General features: G+C 35.9%; 19 protein-coding genes. 6 read left to right on the top strand and 13 right to left on the bottom strand.

The window, feature by feature from the left end; all coding sequences use genetic code 11:
- Positions 1-2: 2 nt before the first annotated feature.
- Positions 3-392 (bottom strand): OB-fold protein, encoded by a 390-nt coding sequence (locus tag ACWA1F_RS04525; RefSeq protein ID WP_456891949.1) that lies wholly within the window; start codon positions 390-392, stop codon positions 3-5.
- A 171-nt stretch (positions 393-563) separates the two neighbouring features.
- Here ACWA1F_RS04525 and ACWA1F_RS04520 point away from each other — a divergent pair, with 171 nt between their 5' ends.
- The 5 genes from ACWA1F_RS04520 (at position 564) to hemH (ending at position 4,114) form a co-directional block, all read left to right on the top strand.
- Positions 564-932 carry a hypothetical protein gene (locus ACWA1F_RS04520; RefSeq protein ID WP_091490994.1) on the top strand — a complete coding sequence of 123 codons (369 nt, stop codon included), beginning with the start codon at positions 564-566 and terminating at the stop codon, positions 930-932.
- Between the two features lie 14 nt (positions 933-946).
- Complete coding sequence (locus ACWA1F_RS04515) at positions 947-1,486, top strand: YceI family protein (RefSeq protein WP_456891947.1); 540 nt, start codon at positions 947-949, stop codon at positions 1,484-1,486.
- Positions 1,487-1,532: 46 nt separating this feature from the next.
- A complete protein-coding gene (locus ACWA1F_RS04510) occupies positions 1,533-2,084 on the top strand; it encodes a YceI family protein (protein WP_091490997.1) in 552 nt (183 codons plus the stop codon).
- A gap of 48 nt (positions 2,085-2,132) precedes the next feature.
- Positions 2,133-3,023, top strand: a complete 891-nt coding sequence (locus ACWA1F_RS04505; RefSeq protein ID WP_091490999.1) for an AraC family transcriptional regulator — start codon at positions 2,133-2,135, stop codon at positions 3,021-3,023.
- Positions 3,024-3,100: 77 nt separating this feature from the next.
- Positions 3,101-4,114, top strand: a complete 1,014-nt coding sequence (hemH, locus tag ACWA1F_RS04500) for a ferrochelatase (RefSeq protein WP_091491001.1) — start codon at positions 3,101-3,103, stop codon at positions 4,112-4,114.
- 18 nt (positions 4,115-4,132) lie between these two features.
- Here hemH and ACWA1F_RS04495 read toward each other — a convergent pair whose 3' ends face one another.
- From ACWA1F_RS04495 to ACWA1F_RS04460, 8 genes are all read right to left on the bottom strand, one after another.
- Entirely contained in the window at positions 4,133-4,798 is a 666-nt protein-coding gene (locus ACWA1F_RS04495; protein ID WP_091491004.1) for a hypothetical protein, read from the bottom strand.
- Between the two features lies 1 nt (position 4,799).
- Positions 4,800-5,834, bottom strand: a complete 1,035-nt coding sequence (locus ACWA1F_RS04490) for an ATP-grasp domain-containing protein (protein WP_091491006.1) — start codon at positions 5,832-5,834, stop codon at positions 4,800-4,802.
- A gap of 11 nt (positions 5,835-5,845) precedes the next feature.
- Positions 5,846-6,556, bottom strand: coding sequence for an NRDE family protein (locus tag ACWA1F_RS04485; RefSeq protein WP_091491008.1), 711 nt, complete (start codon positions 6,554-6,556; stop codon positions 5,846-5,848).
- On the bottom strand, positions 6,544-7,032 hold the full coding sequence (locus ACWA1F_RS04480) for a DinB family protein (protein ID WP_456891943.1): 489 nt from the start codon (positions 7,030-7,032) through the stop codon (positions 6,544-6,546). Before ACWA1F_RS04480 ends, ACWA1F_RS04485 begins: the two co-directional genes overlap by 13 nt.
- Positions 7,033-7,034: 2 nt before the next feature.
- Positions 7,035-7,421: a DoxX family membrane protein gene (locus tag ACWA1F_RS04475; protein WP_091491020.1), complete on the bottom strand. Its 387-nt coding sequence runs from the start codon at positions 7,419-7,421 to the stop codon at positions 7,035-7,037.
- A 4-nt stretch (positions 7,422-7,425) separates the two neighbouring features.
- On the bottom strand, positions 7,426-7,887 hold the full coding sequence (locus ACWA1F_RS04470; protein WP_456891940.1) for a YHS domain-containing (seleno)protein: 462 nt from the start codon (positions 7,885-7,887) through the stop codon (positions 7,426-7,428).
- Positions 7,888-7,894: 7 nt separating this feature from the next.
- Positions 7,895-8,491, bottom strand: a complete 597-nt coding sequence (locus ACWA1F_RS04465; protein WP_091491024.1) for a peroxiredoxin-like family protein — start codon at positions 8,489-8,491, stop codon at positions 7,895-7,897.
- 91 nt (positions 8,492-8,582) lie between these two features.
- Positions 8,583-9,260 carry a Crp/Fnr family transcriptional regulator gene (locus ACWA1F_RS04460; RefSeq protein ID WP_091491025.1) on the bottom strand — a complete coding sequence of 226 codons (678 nt, stop codon included), beginning with the start codon at positions 9,258-9,260 and terminating at the stop codon, positions 8,583-8,585.
- Between the two features lie 329 nt (positions 9,261-9,589).
- On the opposite strand from ACWA1F_RS04460, the gene ACWA1F_RS04455 reads away from it, so the two are divergent.
- Positions 9,590-10,513 (top strand): Fic family protein, encoded by a 924-nt coding sequence (locus ACWA1F_RS04455; RefSeq protein WP_456892597.1) that lies wholly within the window; start codon positions 9,590-9,592, stop codon positions 10,511-10,513.
- Between the two features lie 352 nt (positions 10,514-10,865).
- On the opposite strand, the gene ACWA1F_RS04450 is transcribed toward ACWA1F_RS04455, so the two are convergent.
- The 4 genes from ACWA1F_RS04450 to ACWA1F_RS04435 form a co-directional block, all read right to left on the bottom strand.
- Complete coding sequence (locus ACWA1F_RS04450; protein WP_091491029.1) at positions 10,866-11,207, bottom strand: helix-turn-helix domain-containing protein; 342 nt, start codon at positions 11,205-11,207, stop codon at positions 10,866-10,868.
- A gap of 107 nt (positions 11,208-11,314) precedes the next feature.
- Positions 11,315-12,064 carry a hypothetical protein gene (locus tag ACWA1F_RS04445; RefSeq protein ID WP_456891938.1) on the bottom strand — a complete coding sequence of 250 codons (750 nt, stop codon included), beginning with the start codon at positions 12,062-12,064 and terminating at the stop codon, positions 11,315-11,317.
- On the bottom strand, positions 12,061-13,320 hold the full coding sequence (locus ACWA1F_RS04440; RefSeq protein WP_091491032.1) for a site-specific integrase: 1,260 nt from the start codon (positions 13,318-13,320) through the stop codon (positions 12,061-12,063). The genes ACWA1F_RS04445 and ACWA1F_RS04440 overlap by 4 nt, the downstream gene beginning before the upstream one ends.
- Complete coding sequence (locus tag ACWA1F_RS04435) at positions 13,317-13,898, bottom strand: helix-turn-helix domain-containing protein (protein ID WP_244165320.1); 582 nt, start codon at positions 13,896-13,898, stop codon at positions 13,317-13,319. Before ACWA1F_RS04435 ends, ACWA1F_RS04440 begins: the two co-directional genes overlap by 4 nt.
- Positions 13,899-13,923: the final 25 nt, after the last annotated feature.

The following is a 13,923-nucleotide window of genomic DNA, read 5'->3' as shown; positions in this document are numbered from 1 at the left end:
CATTAGTGTACAACTGAAGATTGGTCTATTTTAAATTCCTGGAGCAGTTCGTCATATCCTAAAAAACGCCCTTTAATTTTTAGGTTTTTCCCGGATATAATATTTTGCGGCAAACGGTCTTTGAATGTCACAAATACTTTTTCGCCCATAACAATACCATTGCCGGCTTTATCGATACTAGTTACCCTTGCAGATAGTTCAATTGTTTTGTCCTGATATTTGATGTAAGCCAGAGAGTCGTTTGAAGTAAACTCTCTCTCCAGTCCGCTGACCGTTACAGCATAATCGGCAGTTTCTGATTCTATATTTCTATGCCCTTTGTAGATGTAGAGGTACGCTGAAATTCCGATTATTATAAAAAGGAAAATTGCAATTAGTATTTTTTTTCTCATAACTGGTTTTTAGTATTTCAAATTATCTACGTTAAAAAATACCTATTGGATTTAAAACATTAAATATGCCTCTTGCCAAATCTGTATTATTCTTTTCAACGTATATGATTTTGAAATGCCTGATGATCCTTAAAAAAATCATGCATTTATTTATAACTAAAAACCAATCTTATGAATTTAAAAACCCTTTTCGCCATTTCATCATTAGCATCAATTTTTGTAAGTTGTGCCAATGACGATCCAAGTACTTTAATTGACTCTACACCAATGAATGGTTTGGCAACATACAACCAAAATGTAAAATCTATTATTGATAATAACTGTGTTGTATGCCATGCGGCAGTTCCTAAAAATGGCGCGCCAATGTCTTTAGTTACTTATGAACAGGTAAAAAATGCAGTTTTAAACCGTGGACTGCTGACACGAATTTCTTTAGAAAATGGAGATAGTTCCTTAATGCCGCAAGGTGGACCAAGATTGCCTCAAGCTACTATCGACATTATAAAAAAATGGAATCAGGATGGATTATTAGAAAAATAATCTATAACAGCAACATGAAGAAAATCATAATAATGCCAATGCTATTGGCTTCTTTTATTGTTTTTTCACAGGAAAAAATAGTAACTAAATCTGCAACAATAACTCTGGAAGCTTCAGTACCTTCTTTTCAGCCGGTTGCAGGAACTAACAGCAATGTAACTTTTGTTTTGAATCCCGCAACTGGAGAAGTAGCAAGTCTGGCTTTAATGAAAGGATTCCAGTTTGAAATTGCATTGATGGAAGAACATTTTAATGAAAATTACATGGAAACCGATAAATATCCAAAAGCTATTTTTAGAGGGCAAATAGAAGGATTCGACATTAAAAATCTAACTGAAGATTATAAAGATTATATCATAAAAGGAAAATTAGAAGTGCATGGAAAATCCAAGGATATAAGTGCCGATGCAAAAATTACAAGATCGGGTTCCAGAGTCACCCTTATATCTGATTTTGAAGTAAATGCAAGTGATTTCAACATTCCAATTCCAGCGCTTATTAAATATAAACTGGATAATAAAGTCAAAATTCAAATTATTGCAGTTTTAAAATAAGACTGCGCAAAACAGGATGATTTTATAAAAAAATAAAGGCGAAATAATGAAAAAAACAATACTTATTGCAATGCTGTGTGTTTGCGCCATTGGCGTATCACAAGAAAAAATGGTCAGTAAATCAGCAAAAGTCATTTTTGAAGCTTCCGTTCCTTCTTTTGAAGAAGTTAAAGCAGTAAACAAGAATGTTACTTTTGTTTTGAATCCAGCAACAGGAGAGATTGCAAGTTTGGCCCTGATGAAAGGTTTCCAGTTTAAGGTTGCTTTAATGGAAGAACACTTTAATGAAAATTACATCGAAAGTGACCAATATCCAAAAGCAGTATTTAAAGGAAAAATAGAAGGTTTTGATCTTCAAAGCCTAAGCGCAGATGCTAAGGATTTTATCATTAAAGGCAAATTACAACTCCACGGTAAATCCAGGGATATAAATACTGCTGCAAGGATAAGCAGATCACCATCAGGGGTCAGCATTTCATGTAATTTCAGCGTAAATGCCAGTGATTTTAATATTGAAATCCCAAATTTGGTTAAAAGCAAGCTTTCCAATAAAATAAATATCCAGGTTGCCGCAGTCTTAGGGTCCAATAGGCAATAACCGCCTAAAAACTATCTTGAAAAGTCAATAATTTTTTATATAAAAAAAATGCAGGAAGAAATAAAAATTGAGGACGGTCTTACCCTTATTCGTTTCCAGAACGACAGTTCAGAATCTTTTTTTGCACAGCACGAAATTAGTGCTGGCCTGTTACAGTTTCATTTCGGACTAAAAGGCAATGCATTGTTTTTGTCCAATCATGATCATTGTGCTTTAGAATTGAAAGAGGAAAAATCCCTGATTTTGTGCAATCTGCAGCATCAGTCATTGCTTAAGTTAGAACTTTCTCCAAATTCATGGGTGATTTCTGTTATTGTTTCGATTAATAAATTTCACTCGTTATTTTCCGTTCAGGCAGATTATATTTCTATTTTAAGCCCCGATAAGAAGAAAAAAAAGTATTATGCCGAAGGGACCATTTGTCCTTCTATGGCTGTTGTTTTGAGCCAGCTGTTTCATTACAGCCTTCATCCTTCCCTAAAGAACCTTTATTATAAAGGAAAAGGATATGAATTATTGAGTTTGTATTTCAATAAAATGGAAGATCCAAACGCACTGCAATGTCCATTTTTGATTGATGAAGATAACGTGCTGAAAATCAAAAAAGCCAGAGAAATACTTATCGCTAATATGGCCGAACCGCCAGGATTGCAGCAGCTGGCAGATGAAATTGGACTGAATATGAAAAAATTAAAAATAGGCTTCAAACAAATTTATGGTGATACGGTATACGGTTTTCTGTTTGACTACAAAATGGATTTCGCCTTAAAACTATTGGACAGCGGTTCTTACAATGTAAATGAAGTCGGGCTGAAAATAGGATACAGCACCGGAAGCCACTTTATTGCTGGATTCAAGAAAAAATTTTCCACAACCCCAAAAAGATATCTGATGTCCATTAATACCAATCATAAGAACAGTATCGCTTTTATAGATTAGGGCATAAATAAAATATATTGATTAATTTTAAGAAGCGGCAAGCACTGAGTTTGAGGAAAATTAAAACAAAAACGATAATGAAAGGCGTATTATTAGTAAATCTTGGGTCTCCAGAAAGTCCAACTCCAAAAGATGTAAAACCTTATTTAGATGAATTTTTAATGGATAAATACGTGATCGACGTTCCGTATTTATTGAGAGCATTATTGGTTCGCGGTATTATTTTAAGAAAAAGACCAGAAGAATCAGCGCACGCTTACGCAAAAATTTGGTGGGATGAAGGTTCTCCTTTGGTAGTATTGTCTGAAAGAATGCAGAAAAAGGTTCAGCCTCTTGTAAATGTTCCAGTTTCTTTAGCGATGCGTTACGGAAGCATGACAATAGAAAAAGGACTTCAGGAATTAAGTGATAAAGGAGTTACAGACGTAATGCTTTTTCCTTTGTATCCGCAATATGCAATGGCTTCAACTTTAACTATTTTAGTAAAGGCCGAAGAAATTCGCAAGAAGAAATTCCCTCACATGAAATTTATAGATGTTCCGGCATTTTATAATAAACCGGATTACATCAAAAACTTAGCCGATTCCATTCAGAAACATTTAAATGGTTTTGATTACGATCATTTATTGTTTTCTTACCACGGAATTCCAGAACGTCATATTCGCAAAACCGATGTGACCAAATCGCATTGTAAAATTGACGGATCCTGCTGCAGCACACCATCGCCGGCGCACGAATTCTGCTACCGTCACCAATGTTACGAAACAACAAGACAAGTCGTAAAATTATTAGGTCTTTCAGAAGACAAATACAGTCTGACATTTCAATCCCGCTTAGCCGGCGATAAATGGCTGGAACCTTATACAGATGTTGAAATTGATAACATGCCGGCAAAAGGAATCAAGAAATTGGCGGTTGTAACACCGGCTTTCGTTTCGGATTGTTTAGAAACTTTAGAGGAGATCGCCATGCGCGCCAAAGAAGATTTTGAAGCAAAAGGAGGAGAAGAGTTTTTGGCAATTCCATGTTTGAATGACGACGACCAATGGTGCCGGACAGTGGGTAAATGGATTAGGGACTGGTCAGAATAATCCTGAACGGGCACTTCTCTATCGATCCATTAAATTAATCGGATGAGATTTGAAATATTTCTGATATGCTTTATATAAATTGTTAATTCCTAAACCTATAAAAAATAAAGAGATCATATTAGAAAATGCAGACTTATAAAACGGATTTATGTTCTGAAAAACGGCATGCACAACGACGATGAAGATCAACATTGCCAGAAAAACTCCAATCATAGTTCCGGCTAAATAATAGTGCTTCAATTTTTTTTTAGGATCAATATACCCCTTTTTTAGCAGATACAAATTCCAAGCTGTCCAGAAAGGCAGCTGCAAAAAATTAAAAGCATTTAAAACTAGTCCCATTACAAAAGGGGAATAGCTTCTGGATCGCATAAGAAATTCATAAGATGATGTCTGATGGCCACTCCCCTTATAAAAGACATAGGCTATTGCAAACATTAATACTATTGAAAATATATCTATTATTACTAAAAGTTTCCTGATCCTTACCAGGCCATCAGCAAAATAAAGGGTAAAATAAACAACAAAAGATTCCACAAAAATTATCCCCAATAAAAAAAGCATTAAATGATACAGCCCTGAATCTGAATAAATTTCCAATCCGGCAAAACTTAAATACCCGGGCAGGACCGATCCTAAAAAGCCTACCACAAATCCAGAGGTAAAATTCATGAACTGTTTCATCTTAAAAATTTATAATTTTACTGTTGTGTCTTACATGCAGCTTATATTCTTTGATGCCTGTTTTATAATCCAGATAGGGTACTCCTCTTCTATGGTTTTGCGTACTTATTTCATACATATAGGTTATATGTCTGGCCAGTTCATTCCATGCGAACCATAGGGAATGTTTGGGATCATAAATATGAGTAGGTTCGCTTGCCGCACCGTTTAGTTCGACTATTTGAAAATTTTTTCCCTGTTCTAATTCTTCGAAAGTATGATACATGATATCAAAACGTCCGAAATAGAATTCCGGAATCTGAACAGCAATCCTGTTAATTGTCTCGGTTAATTCCGGCGTTATCCACTCACTGCCGTCAAGAAATTTTGCTCCGCGCGCATGATTGCCGAAAGGAACTAAATTCAATGTTTCATCCTGAGGTAAAATCTGCTGCAGCTGTTTTCCATATTCTTTTTTTAAAGCATCCATTTGGAGTTCAAATCTTGGATTCTGTTTAATCAAATCTTCAATGGTAGATTTACCGTCTCCCTTCACAATCAAAAATTCTTTAGAAACGATTCCAGTGATTTTTCCGTTTTTCTGAAACGGAAGGCGTACATAAAAAATCCCTACTTCTTTTTCAAACGAAATGAGATCCTGCAGTAAAAAATCAAAGTTTGCTTTACCTGCATAATCAGCCAGCTCAGAAACAGATTTGATTTTTTTTACCCCAGAACCCCTCAGTCCAATGTCGGGTTTTGCGATTAACGGAAAATCAATTTCATTTTCCTCCAATAGATTTAGGATCTCTTTAAAATCAGAATTCTCGTGAATCAAAATAGTTTTCGGATAATGTTTTTTGGGCAGCAGATCGTAAATCTGTTTTTTGCTTTCCATCATAAACCCGCCATTTTTAATTTTGGGATTGGAAGCATTAAAGAAAAAAACAGATCTGGCCTTTATAGCGTAATAGGCCCAAAGAAAATAAATGGGAAAATATAAAACCTGAAACGGCCAGTATTCCCAATTGGTAACTTTATGAAAAAATAACTTCATTGTTTTCGATTTTAAATTTGAATAAAAGAGGCCGAAAAATCTTTGTTTTTAACTAAATCATAATATTTCATGGCACCTTTATTTTGCTCTGTTACTACCTGAGTTACACTTAAGGTTTTCATTATATTTTCTCTGTTGATGATTAAACCGTTTTGCACATCATCAGTATGAGTGTTTTTATGAAAATGAAGCATATCCGGAGCCGAGATTTCATTTTTGTCTTTGATGAATTCAAAAAACCAATCAGATCGTTTTTTTCTAACCTCTTCGGGATACAAAGTAACCGAGGACCAAATGTAACTCTGCGTTTCATCCAGCTTTGCTGTTCTTTTGGCGGAACCATCCCAGATCAGTTCGTATAAACTTTTCTGCTGATACAAAACCAGCGTAAAAGGTTCTATGTTTTCGAGATTAATCTGTTTCCAAAAATCTTTTGGAGAATCATTTTCGATAATATCCAGTACAATTAATCCGCGGCTTTTTCGATACGGAAGAATTGGCGTATGTTTTATAATTCCTCCATTTAATAAAACCGCGACCGTTCCGTTTTCATCAACGGCAAACCAGGTTCCTCCCGCTTTTGAATCTTTAGGATACATAATTTTTTTTCCGTTGCGACTGTAATTTCGCGGCACAATTGCGCCCGGCCGAATTACTTTTTCATCCCTGTTTGAGGTAATAATGGCAGCCCCATTATTATTTACAAAACTTACTGTACACATTGTTTTCTATATTCGATTGTGGAACTTGCTACACCAAAATTTTCATTTAATGAGACATTTTCAAATTGCAAAACAGCTACTTTTATTAAAGCCTGATGATGGATGCAGTGTTCTAAATTATAAAGCAGTTCTCTATAATAATTACTCTGAATCCTGAAAGTAAGTCCGTCAATCATTTGTTCTAAAAAAAGAATTTTATTGTCTGACTTTAGACCTTTTTTTATTTTCAGAATACATTCAATTGCAAATTGAGTTTCGGTTTCAATACGTTTGCTGCGTTCTCTGCTGTCATAATTTAAAACTTCAGATTCATAACTGTTTTCAAGACATTGAAACATTTCAATAATATGGCGCATGTGTTCTCCAATACTTGAGCTGCTCAAAGCCGCACAAGGCTTTGAATATAATGGATCAGATAACTGGTTTAATAAATCTGTTAACTCATCTAAACTTTGGTTTATTGATTTTATCAGCATGATTATTTTGTTTTTAGAAGGTTAATTATTTTGTTCTTATTTAAATAAAGCAATCCTAAACAGCATAGAAACGTAATCAGAGCGAGAGTAAACAAAAGCCCGCCATCGTTTTTAACTTCAATTCCTAAAACAAAAAAATGCGAAAAGACAGCGCCCGTCATAACACCAATTCCGCCTAAAGCGCCTAGCCACGTTGTTTTAGGAATCAAAATTAAAATCGCAAAAATCAGTTCGGCAATTCCAGATCCTAATCGCCCGTAGGGCTCAATCCCTAAAGTCGAAAAAATATACACACTTTCTGGTGCTCCTGTAAATTTAAAATACAAAGTCTGCAGTAAAATTACAGATGCCGTCAGCCTCAAAACCCATGTTAATACTTGTGTTTTCATGACCCTAGTTTTTATATATTTTTTTCCAATTCGTATCTGCTTTCCCTTTTAAATTATCCTGATCTTTGTTCCAGCTTTTCAATGTATTATTAAAATAGGCATTGTAGAACAAATACAGTCTGCCATCAACAATTTTAAAAGTTTCCGGATTTATTTCGACTTTTTCTCCGGTGCTCCCCATGGCATAAGCACACCAGCCGCCATATTGAGGTTCGTATTTTGATGGATTTTTTAAGAATGCATTTTTATTTTCAGCAGAAGAAAAATTATAAGTCACGCCCTGATACGAAACCCAAACTTCTTTTTTCCCTTTAACTGCTTTTCCCTGATTAAAATATCCAACAGGATCATAACCCTGGATACCTATCTTGTTTTCTAAATTATACTGGCTGATTCTTTTTGCATCGTTTTGAGCAAATGAACTGCCTGAAATTAAAATCAATAACAATAATGCCAGCTTTTTCATCTTTACTCTATTTTAAGTTTTTTAATACTGATACCAATAATTCTGTTGAGATACGCTGTCTAAAATCAGGTGCGATGTATTCAAAAAGTATATCAGCATCTGTGCTTATTACAAAAACTGATGGAACCGGCAGTAAACTGTTATTGATTCCATTAGAATGTACGTTAATTACCTCTTTGTAGTTTTCGGGAGCCTGATAATCAATTCCTACTGCTTTTATGAATGTTCCTTTTGAATCTGAAAGCAAACTGTATTTTACTTTGTCTTTTTCTGCTGTTGCTTTTAGATTTTCAGGAGAATCCGGACTTACAGCAATAATCTGGTAACCTAAATCGATAATTTGTTCTTCGGCTCCGGCCAATGACTGCAAATGGATATTGCAATACGGACACCAGCCGCCGCGGTAAAAAACAAGAACCGTTTTTTTCTTTTTAAGCAGGTCTAAAATACTAACATCTACATTTTCAGGTGTTTTCAAACTTGCATTTGGAATTTTTTCACCAATCAATAAAGGTGCAATATCCGCTGCCGATTTAGGAGTCGGTTTTTGTGCATAAGCAGCCGAAGTCAGGGCTGTCAGAAAAATTAAAAGTATTTTTTTCATAGTGTATTTGTTTTACATCTTTTTGATGATGTAAAATTATAGCACTGCGAAAAAGCAAAATGTCGTCTAATTTACACTTTGCCTAAAATAATTATAGTTTGGTAATATCAGGAATGATAATTTCCTTTCTGTTGTAACTCAACAGCTGGTTAATTTCCATTTCATTCAGTAATTGTACAGCGGTTTGCCTCGAAGTGCAGATAATCTGGGCAATATCATTTTGGGTTAAATAATTTTCGATTGCTACCGTATTTCCATTTCTAACACCTTCTTTTTCTGCCCAGTCTTTAAGGAACTGATACATTCTGGTTTTGGCGTCTTTAGAAATTAAATTGGCATAGCTGTTCTTGACCCGTTTCATTTTTAAACCAACAAATTTGGTATATGAAATTGCGAGAGTAGGATTTCGCAGCAATAAATCTTCAAAATCAGACATTAAAAAACTGCAGATTACAACATCATCAGAAAGTACTTTTGCATATTCTTCTTCCTTACTATCAGCTTCCAAAGTCAATTCGCCAAACAAATCTCCTTTTTGAATAATGTCTTTTATTGTTTCATTGCCATCATCATCAATAGCCACAATTTTTATGTTTCCTTTTTTGAGTAAAAAAATACGAGGTACATCTGAAGAGGAAAAATAAATAATCTCCCCTTTAGCTGCTTTTTTAAAACCAGTAATAATGCATAATTGCTTAATTTGCGAATAGCTAAGTGTTCTAAATAATTTATGATCCCTTAAATACCAATACTTTAATTCCTCGTACATAGACTGACAGCTGTTATTTCAGTAAATATAATAATTATAATATGTAAATTCTGCAAAACTGCTCTGATAACGCATCACTTAATGTAAAGGAAGGTTCGCCGTAATTAAGATACTAAACTATTATTTAATTCAATTAGCAATAAACAAAGGACTGGAGTTGCCTTCAATTTTGCCACAAAAAGCTAAGGCGGTTTAAATAAAATTTATAATCAAGGAAGCTGTTTTTTCATTGTATAATATCCTTGAGCAATTAACTTTGAAAAAGTGTTTGGTTCAACACATTTCCGATATCGGCAAAAAAAACATTTATTCCCCAAGATTTTTAACGTATATTTGCCGATAACGGAATCATATATAAAAACATGAAGTATCTTTCAGTAGTCGAATTTGCAAAAAAACTGAATCTCTCTGAAAGGACGGTTCGTAATTATTGTTCTACAGGAAAATTAAAAGGGGCTTTCCTAACCGGTAAAACATGGAATATTCCTGAAGATGCCGTAATATCACAAAAAGAAAATAAAAAAGGAAGTGCAAATGTTTTATTGGAAATTCTGAAAGAACAAAAGAATATGAAGCTAAAAGGAGGTATTTACCACCGCACGCAAATAGATTTAACCTACAATTCGAATAAAATTGAAGGCAGCAGACTAACCCATGATCAAACGAGATATATTTTTGAAACCAATACAATTGGGGCATCTAAAGAAAGTGTAAATGTAGATGACATTATTGAAACTTCTAACCACTTTAGATGCATTGATTTTATTATTGAAAAAGCAAATAACAAGCTTAATGAATCCATTATTAAAGAACTCCATTTTTTATTAAAGTCCGGAACTTCTGATAGCGGAAAAGATTGGTTTAATGTAGGGGAATACAAAAGAATGCCAAATGAAGTGGGGGGCAATGAGACCTGTCCGCCGAAAGAAGTTTCCCAAAAGATGAAAGAACTATTGTCGGATTACCATGCGATAAAAAATAAAAGTATCGAAGACATTATCGATTTTCATTATAAATTTGAAATTATACATCCTTTCCAAGACGGAAACGGCCGTGTAGGGAGATTAATCATTTTTAAGGAATGCCTGGCCAACAATATAGTCCCATTTATAATAGATGAAAAACTAAAACTGTTTTATTACAGGGGGCTTCAGGAATGGAATAATATAAAAGAATACCTGATGGACACATGTCTCACTGCTCAGGATAATTACAAATCAATACTAAATTATTTCGAGATACAATACAGGTAAAAAAAAACAGGACGAAACAATCAATTTGACAAGAAAAACAATTAAATTACCTGCAAAAGAATTACAATAACAAAAAACAAAATAACACATTAAAAATCAAAGTATTAACACTTAAAAATCAACCATTTTGTTTAATGGCAACTTAGGTTTTAAAAAACGACAAACGCAGCAAATAAGGGGGTTCCGGGCTTAAGGTTCAAATCCTGCTCTCCTTGAAACGGTTGAAATCGTATCAAATCAATAAATTTGAATAGAAAGCTGTATTTAGTCTAAAATAACTTATCGCTTTGCATTAAATGTTTTTTGATGATGCAATGAAGTGATATAAGTATTCTTGCCAGCTTTTATCTCTCTATTTATTTCGATTATCATTGTATTTCATTGCTTCTGATTCGATTTCCTGCATGGTTTTCCTTTTCCCTTTAGAAATCCATTCTAAAAGCTCTTCTTCAAAAAAATACAGCTTTTTGCCATATTTATAGCAGGGAATTTCTCTCTGCTTTACAAGAGCGTAAATTGTAGGCTTTGCTTTCCCTATCAGCCGGCTTGCTTCTTCAACCCCGATAGGAATGCTTTTTTCTTTAGATTCATATACCTGCACATTCTGAATCAGAAGTTTGATCTCGGCAATTTCTTTCACTAAATGCGCTACTGCTTTGGGCAGGTTCTCAAAAGAGATTTCGTTAATGTCCATAGCTATCGTTTTTAACAGTTATGGTGCAAATGAAAAAAGTGTTTCTTCTGTGTCTTTCTTCACAGCAGAAACACCTAAAAAACACAGTGCTTTAAACCTATTGGTATTTAAAAATCTGCAAGATCTTCCATAATCTTTATAAGCCCTTTCTGTTCATCATCTTTGAGATGTGTTTTAATGCTGTTCTGCTCGACATCTTTTAGAGCTTCAGCAAAAGTCAGTTTTAGAAATTCCGCGGCTCTGTCCTGTCTGGTGGCTTTAAAGCAATTCCAGATATTCCAGCCAAAATGATACAGATCCAGATTGGACAGCTCTTTTACTTTTACCGGTTTAATCTTTTCAAAATTTAGGCCTTCAGCATATATAATTACGTTGCTGCCCAATTGCTCCAGATCATCATCCGACATGTAAGGCGCGAACTCCTGATGCGCATATCGCATGGCGATATCAATTCTGGCCTGTTTTTGATCTCTGGCTGCATTTTGCCGCTCTTTCCTTATCTTCTCAATATCAATGGCTGCATTCTTATTTTCAGGAATTTCTGACTTGATTAAAGCATCCTGCCGTTCCTCTTCTATTTTTACATGGTCCTTACTTGCAATGCAGCTTTCAGGCGATTCATTTTTTTCTGCCTTCAAAAAACGATTAACCAATCTCTCAGCCAGACCATTTAGAAATAAACTTAGAATTGCAAACATTAAAACTCCAAATCCAGTGCTGATCCAAAAGAAAACGCCGGCCGTATATTCATCCGCACCTTTTTCCAAAAGCACCAGTCTTCCGATTGCACCGACAAAAACACAGACTAAAAAAACAGACAGGTAAACTGCAATATATTCAAAGTACTTTATTTTCATTGCGCTCTTTTCTTTAAAGATTCCAATTGTATTGCCTGAGAAGCTCTGTTCTTCTTCTCATCTATTACCTTGGCGTAGATTTGAGTCGTTTTTACGTTGGTATGCCCCAGCATTTTGCTGACCGTATAGATGTCTGTCCCGCTGGACAGCTGCAGTGTTGCAAATGTATGGCGGAAGCAGTGGAAGGTAATGTTTTTTTTAATGCCGGCAGATTCAACCCATTTTTTCAGAGGACGTGAAATCCACGACGGGTCCGGCAGATCCTCAAAAACAAGCTGCCCGGGAAGCCTTGGCTCTCCGCAGAGCTGCAAAGCCTGCTGGGAAATAGGCATATATTCGACACCCCTTGTTTTTTTCTGTGTGAAATGCAGTTTGGCCATGTCGTCTTCAAGGCTTATCTCTTTCCAGCGGAGCTTCTGGATGTCGGAATGCCGCAGGCCGGTAAGCGCTGAGAAAAGCGCGGCTCTTTTAAGGACATCTTTTTCGCAGGGCGTTTCAGCCAGCACGTTCAATTCTTTAATGGTAAGATATTCGCGTCTTGATTCCTGCTCAGGTATGCCTTTTATTTTTGAAGACAAATCAACGGTTAGATATCCGTCGATAAAGGCCTGTTTTAAAACCGCTTTAAATATGGAAAAATACCTTGCTGCAGTGTTGCGGGAAAGTATCCCTTTTTTGCCTCCTCCGAGCGGCGCAGCCAGCAGAAACAGCTTAAAATCTTCCGCCATTCTGCTGTCAATCTGGGAAAACACCAGCCTGCCTTTGGAATAGCTTTTTAAAAACTCTTTGGTCCGCTCCCAATTGATCATAATGGATTTTGAGCTTCGGGCATGCCTTTTTGCTGCCACAGAGGCAATGTATCTGATAAAATCCTCTTTTGCTTTTTCTTTCTGTTCAGCCAATAGGTTCTCGGCATCACTGTACAGATCTGTATTATCGTATTCTTTCTGCCTGATTTTACGCACTCCGTCGGCATAGAGCATAATTTCACGGTCGGTTTCGCTTCTGGTGATTATTATTCCGTTATCGCTGCGTCTGGGCTTATAGGATTTTATGCCCTGCGCATCAGTACGGGCGGTTCTCTGCTTGTCCCACTCCACGGTCTTTACGGTTCTGTTTAAGTATTCACGGATTCTCTGTGGCGTTTTCTTTCCGGAAACCTCAACAGGATAGCTTTCTATGTAGACATACCATTCCTCTCGGTCTTCTGCTTTTCGAAGACGCACAGTCACCTTGGTTTTTGCTAATTGTTTCATATAAAATCATTTCCATTATACAAGTTATCAATTTCGCTTTTTGGAGCATATACATGCTTTCCGATCTGCCTGGTAGGTATTGAATATTTCCTGATATGGCTGTAGACAGAACCTTCAGATATCTGAAATCTCTGAGCAATTTCACCAATCGAATAGCAGTCTTCTTTTTCAAGGCTGTATAATTTTTTCTTCGGTGCGCTCTCAGCCTGCGGCAGGCTTCGGGCAGGGCCGAACATCCCTTCCATGACTCTGCGGTCGATCCTTACAAGGCGGGTTCCCAAATTAACCGAAGGAATTTTTCCCTGCCCCACAAACCTGTAGAGGGTTCTTTTGGCAATCCCAAAAAGCATGCCAGCCTCAGAGACGGAAAGAAATGCCCTATCCTGTGGTATTTTCTCTATCATCGCTTTGATGTCTGCTTCATTTTTAAGCTGCTTCATCTTCTGCTTGTATGCTTTTTTACTGCATTTTGGCGAGCAGTAGACAGAAGTTACGGTCTTGGGCAGAAACACTTCCCCGCATACGATACATTGTTTGTTTATTCTTTTCATCGCCTTTATCTCCAATTTAAGTGCCATAAGTATACATAAGTGCCACATTATC

The organism is Flavobacterium erigeronis (genome assembly GCF_054075165.1).
This window is presented reverse-complemented; position numbering and strand designations above follow the sequence as displayed.

Bases quoted from the DNA above. Each gene is read 5' to 3' on its own strand.
- ACWA1F_RS04485 (WP_091491008.1), bottom strand. From the start codon at position 6,556: ATGTGTACAGTAAGTTTTGTAAATAATAATGGGGCTGCCATTATTACC.
- hemH (WP_091491001.1), top strand. From the start codon at position 3,101: ATGAAAGGCGTATTATTAGTAAATCTTGGGTCTCCAGAAAGTCCAACT.
- ACWA1F_RS04525 (WP_456891949.1), bottom strand. From the start codon at position 392: ATGAGAAAAAAAATACTAATTGCAATTTTCCTTTTTATAATAATCGGA.
- ACWA1F_RS04515 (WP_456891947.1), top strand. From the start codon at position 947: ATGAAGAAAATCATAATAATGCCAATGCTATTGGCTTCTTTTATTGTT.
- ACWA1F_RS04520 (WP_091490994.1), top strand. From the start codon at position 564: ATGAATTTAAAAACCCTTTTCGCCATTTCATCATTAGCATCAATTTTT.
- ACWA1F_RS04465 (WP_091491024.1), bottom strand. From the start codon at position 8,491: ATGAAAAAAATACTTTTAATTTTTCTGACAGCCCTGACTTCGGCTGCT.
- ACWA1F_RS04440 (WP_091491032.1), bottom strand. From the start codon at position 13,320: ATGAAACAATTAGCAAAAACCAAGGTGACTGTGCGTCTTCGAAAAGCA.
- ACWA1F_RS04435 (WP_244165320.1), bottom strand. From the start codon at position 13,898: ATGGCACTTAAATTGGAGATAAAGGCGATGAAAAGAATAAACAAACAA.
- ACWA1F_RS04505 (WP_091490999.1), top strand. From the start codon at position 2,133: ATGCAGGAAGAAATAAAAATTGAGGACGGTCTTACCCTTATTCGTTTC.
- ACWA1F_RS04475 (WP_091491020.1), bottom strand. From the start codon at position 7,421: ATGAAAACACAAGTATTAACATGGGTTTTGAGGCTGACGGCATCTGTA.
- ACWA1F_RS04495 (WP_091491004.1), bottom strand. From the start codon at position 4,798: ATGAAACAGTTCATGAATTTTACCTCTGGATTTGTGGTAGGCTTTTTA.
- ACWA1F_RS04480 (WP_456891943.1), bottom strand. From the start codon at position 7,032: ATGCTGATAAAATCAATAAACCAAAGTTTAGATGAGTTAACAGATTTA.
- ACWA1F_RS04460 (WP_091491025.1), bottom strand. From the start codon at position 9,260: ATGTACGAGGAATTAAAGTATTGGTATTTAAGGGATCATAAATTATTT.
- ACWA1F_RS04490 (WP_091491006.1), bottom strand. From the start codon at position 5,834: ATGAAGTTATTTTTTCATAAAGTTACCAATTGGGAATACTGGCCGTTT.
- ACWA1F_RS04445 (WP_456891938.1), bottom strand. From the start codon at position 12,064: ATGAAAATAAAGTACTTTGAATATATTGCAGTTTACCTGTCTGTTTTT.
- ACWA1F_RS04510 (WP_091490997.1), top strand. From the start codon at position 1,533: ATGAAAAAAACAATACTTATTGCAATGCTGTGTGTTTGCGCCATTGGC.
- ACWA1F_RS04470 (WP_456891940.1), bottom strand. From the start codon at position 7,887: ATGAAAAAGCTGGCATTATTGTTATTGATTTTAATTTCAGGCAGTTCA.
- ACWA1F_RS04450 (WP_091491029.1), bottom strand. From the start codon at position 11,207: ATGGACATTAACGAAATCTCTTTTGAGAACCTGCCCAAAGCAGTAGCG.